This is a genomic window from Corallococcus sp. CA053C (assembly GCF_003611675.1).
In the GTDB taxonomy this organism is placed as follows: Bacteria; Myxococcota; Myxococcia; order Myxococcales; family Myxococcaceae; genus Corallococcus.
Genome location: NZ_RAWA01000597.1, coordinates 1 through 4,341 on the forward strand (window position 1 = coordinate 1; position 4,341 = coordinate 4,341).

Sequence of the window (4,341 nt, forward strand, 5' to 3'; positions counted from 1 at the left end):
CTGCAAAAGGGCCAGGGCATCACCTTCCCAGGGAGTGCCCATGACGACCTCGACCGCTGCCGTCCCCCGTCCGCAGTCCGCCGGCCCCATCCACCCGATGCCGCCGCGATCCAGGAATGCGCCCTTCTTACAAATAGAAGGGAATTTCTCCTCTCCGTGAAGGGAGTCCCTCGATGGTTGGACGTGATGGAAGGAACCGGGGTGGCCGGCTGCTGCCGCTCGCGGCGCTGCTCGTGGCCACCGCCTGTGAGCCGCGCGCCGTAACACCTCCGGCCGACACCGTGGCGACGGTGAAGCTGGGCGCGGGCAGCTTCTCCGCCACCGTCCGGCGCACCGCGCACGGCATCCCCCACGTGCTGGCGGACGACTTCGCCAGCCTGGGCTACGGCTACGGCTACGCGTTCGCGCAGGACAACCTCTGCGAGCTGGCGAACGTGCTGGTGACGGTGAACGCGCAGCGCTCGCGCTACTTCGGGCCGGACGCCACCTACCCGGCGCCGCTGGGCGGCGACCTGATCAACCTGAAGAGCGACTTCTTCTACCAGTCCATCGTGGACGCCGGCACCGTGGACGCGCTGCTCGCGAAGCCCGCGCCGCTGGGCCCTTCGCAGGACGCACGCGAGCTGGTGCGAGGCTACGCCGCCGGCTTCAACCGCTACCTGCGGGAGACGGGCGTGGACGCGCTGCCGGATCCGCGCTGCCGGGGCGCCGCCTGGGTGCGCCCCATCACCGAACACGACCTCTACCTGCGCTACTACCAGCTCAGCCTCTTCGCCAGCTCCGGCTTCTTCCTGGACGCGCTGGTGGACGCGAAGCCCCCCGCGCTGCTGCCGGACGGCTCGCTGCCCCTGCCGCTGCCCGTGCCCGCGAGCCTGGACCGCAACGTCTTCCCCCACTCGGAGTCCATGGGCCTGGGCAGCAACGCCTTCGGCCTCGGGGGACAGGCCACGCGCAACGGCAAGGGCATGGTGCTGGCCAACCCGCACTTCCCCTGGGAGGGCTCGGAGCGCTTCTACCAGGCGCACCTCACCGTGCCCGGCAAGCTCAACGTCAGCGGCGTGAGCCTGCTGGGCGTGCCCGCCATCCTCATCGGCCACAACGAGACGCTGGCCTGGAGCCACACCGTCTCCACCGCGTACCGCTTCACGCCGTTCGAGTTGAAGCTCGTCCCCGGCAGCCCCACCACCTACCTCTACGACGGGCAGCTGCGGCAGATGACCACGCAGACGGTGACGGTGCAGGCGCGGGAGGCGGGCGGCTCGCTCTCCTCGCGGCAGCACACCTTCTACCGCTCGCACCTGGGCCCGATGCTGGAGTACCCCGCCGGCCTGATGACCTGGAACGGGCTCACCGGCTACGCGTTCGCGGACGCCAACGCCAGCAACCTGCGCGTGCTGGACACCTTCTTCGCCATGGACCGCGCCACCAACGTGGAGGAGCTGCGGCAGGCGCAGGCCACGTGGCAGGGCATCCCATGGGTCAACACGCTGGCGGCGGACGCGCAGGGCCGCTCGTACTACGCGGACATGGGCGTCGTGCCCCACGTCACCAACGCGCACCTCGCCCGCTGCGTGCTGTCCCCCATCCCGCTGCTCATCCTCCAGCAAGCGGGGCTGCCGGTGCTGGACGGGTCGCGCTCCGACTGCGCCTGGGGCACCGACGCGGACGCGGTGGAGCCGGGCATCCTGGGCCCGTCGCGCATGCCGCACCTCACGCGCAACGACTACGTCACCAACTCCAATGACAGCTATTGGCTGCCCAACCCCGCCCAGCCCCTCACCGGCTTCCCGCGCATCCTGGGCGAGGAGAACAGCGTGCGCAGCCTGCGCACCCGGCTGGGTTTGAAGATGGTGCAGGGCCGGCTCGCGGGCACCGACGACCTGGAGGGCCAGCGCTTCACGCTGGAGCAACTCCAGACGGTGATGCTCAACAACCGCGCCCACTCCGGAGAGCTGCTGCGCGACGCCGCGGTGGCGCTGTGCCGCCGCACGCCCTTCGTGCTGATGGCGGACGGCACCTTCGAGGACCTGCGCCCCGCCTGCCCGGTGCTCGCGCAGTGGGACCTGAAGGGCAACCTGGACAGCCGCGGCGAGCTGCTGTGGCGCGTGTTCATCTTCAATGCCGTCGCGGTGACGGGCGGCCCGTACCTGGTCCCCTTCAACCCCGCGGATCCGGTCAACACGCCCCGCACGCTCAACACCCTGCACCCGCAGGTGGCCCAGGCACTGGGCACCGCCATCCGCACGCTGCGCACGCGCAACATCGCCCTGGATGCGACGACGGGCTCCGTGCAGGGCAAGCGCAAGAACGGCGTGTTCATCCCCATCCACGGGTGCAGCCACGACGAGGGCTGCTTCAACCAGATCTCCAACCGCCTGCTGCCGGATGGCACCTACGAGCCCGTGCTGGGCTCCAGCTTCATCATGGCCGTGTCCTTCACCGACGCGGGGCCCGTGGCGAAGTCCGTCCTCACCTACTCCCAATCCAACAACCCGGCCTCGCCCTGGTACGCGGACCAGACGGCGATGTTCTCCCAGAAGCAGTGGGTGGACATGCGCTACACGGAGGCCGACATCGCCAGCGATCCGGCGCTCTCCATCACGCAACTCCAGGAGTAACCAGGGCTGCGAAACTCGCCTGTTCTCATGAATTGATAATGATTGTCATATCACTCCAGGGCCGTCAGTATTCACGGTGAGTCAAACGGACTTTCCGCCCGCTGACGCAGGGTGCGCCATGGCGGGGTCCAGCAAGAGGAGGCCACCGTGAAGCTCGTTCGTTGGGGTGTCGCAGCGCTGGCGATGTTCGTCGTGGGATGCGGGCCCGTGGAGGAGTCCACTCCTGCCGGGCCTGACGAGGTAATGGGCACGCAGGAGGCGGGACTGGCCCTGGCCTGTACGAACGGGCTGGGGTGCCGTGAGAGTTGTGTTTGCCAGGGCGGCTACTGCGTGCCGGACGGTTTCAGCCCCGCGCCGCCCCCGGGGCACTGCGACACGCCGCCCGTGCGCGCCTGCAGCACGGGGTCGGACTGCGCCTCCGGGTGCAACTGCGTGGGCAACGTCTGCGTCAACGACGGGTTCAGCCCGCCGGCCAACTGCCTGCTGGCGCCTCCGGACTCCTTCGAGAGCGACAACACGCACACCTCCGCCTCGTCGTACATGGGCACGCCGCAGCTCAAGCACACGTCCCACCGCGCGGGTGACGTGGACTGGGCGCTCGTGGCCACCCCCATCAATCAGGTGATGACGGTGGAGGCGTACAACCTGCGCAACGGCGCCCAACTGCGCGTGGAGATCTACGCGTATGACTACGCCACCCGGACGCTGGGCGCGCTCCTGGGCTCGACCCAGTCCCTCATCTGCTCGCAGATCACCCCCTCCTGCTTCGTCTACCGGGCGACGGCCAACGTCGTGGCGGGCGGCGTCTACGCGGTGAAGGTGACGGACCGGCGCACCGTGCCGTCGGGAAGCGACTGGCGGCCCACCGCAGGGTACGACCTGAAGATGTACTGAGCAGCTCCGGGCTCCAAGGTCAGCGGCGGAGCGGCGCGTCGTCGGCCGTTCCGTCGATGATCCGCTTCGCGATGGCGAAGGAGAAGCCCGCGCGCGCGAGCGCCGCCAGGTCCCGCTGGCGGTTGTCCGCGCGCGTGCTGGCGTCGCGCCGGAAGGGGCCCAGCCGCTTCTTGCGCGCCCAGATGAGGGCGGCGGCGTCCTCGGACACGTCCTCGGTGGCCTCCGCCAGCTTCTGCTGCACCAGTTCCGGGGCCACGCCCTTCATGCGCAGCTTCTGGGTGATGACGCGCGCGCTGCGGCCCGAAGCGCGCAGCGAGTGCGCCTTGGTCTGTGCGTAGGCCCCGTCGTTGATGAGGTTGTTGCGGATGAGCTTCTCCGCGAGCGCATCCACCCACCCCACCGCCTCCTTGCGGTCGGTGCCGTGGGCCTTCACCGAGCGGTCCACCCTGCGCATCAGCACGCGCTTCAACTGGCTCACCGTGGCCGAGTAGCGCTTGAGGTAGTGCAGCGCGGCATTCTCCAGGTAGCGCTGCGACACCTTGCGAGGGGGCTTCGGCTTGCGTGGCTCCCGGCGTCGGTCGCCGTCCCTGTCGGTTGGATCATCCATGGCACGACAGATGTAGCACCCGGGTCCGACCCCGGGGGGCGCGTCCGGCCTCCCACCGGGCACACCCTGCCGGGGCACGTCCTGTCGCCTGGTCCGCCTTCCGGTGACAAGAATCGACGGGCCCCTGTCGATCCCTCCCATCCTCGTTCGTCGCGCGAGTAGGACCTGGAACATCCCGTCCGCGAAAGAAGGAGCCACCCCATGCGCTTCATGCTCATCCCC

General features: G+C 69.4%; 3 protein-coding genes. 2 read left to right on the forward strand and 1 reads right to left on the reverse strand.

Annotated features, from left to right (window positions below; genetic code table 11):
• Positions 1–173 precede the first annotated feature (173 nt).
• Positions 174–2,618, forward strand: coding sequence for an acylase (locus D7V97_RS40625; protein WP_120615927.1), 2,445 nt, complete (start codon positions 174–176; stop codon positions 2,616–2,618).
• Between the two features lie 147 nt (positions 2,619–2,765).
• On the forward strand, positions 2,766–3,512 hold the full coding sequence (locus tag D7V97_RS44410) for a hypothetical protein (protein ID WP_147445191.1): 747 nt from the start codon (positions 2,766–2,768) through the stop codon (positions 3,510–3,512).
• Between the two features lie 19 nt (positions 3,513–3,531).
• On the opposite strand, the gene D7V97_RS40640 is transcribed toward D7V97_RS44410, so the two are convergent.
• Positions 3,532–4,119: a regulatory protein RecX gene (locus D7V97_RS40640; RefSeq protein ID WP_120615930.1), complete on the reverse strand. Its 588-nt coding sequence runs from the start codon at positions 4,117–4,119 to the stop codon at positions 3,532–3,534.
• Positions 4,120–4,341 lie beyond the last annotated feature (222 nt).

Excerpts from the sequence above, each read along its gene's own strand:
- D7V97_RS40625 (WP_120615927.1), top strand. The coding sequence starts at position 174 with ATGGTTGGACGTGATGGAAGGAACCGGGGTGGCCGGCTGCTGCCGCTC.
- D7V97_RS40640 (WP_120615930.1), bottom strand. The coding sequence starts at position 4,119 with ATGGATGATCCAACCGACAGGGACGGCGACCGACGCCGGGAGCCACGC.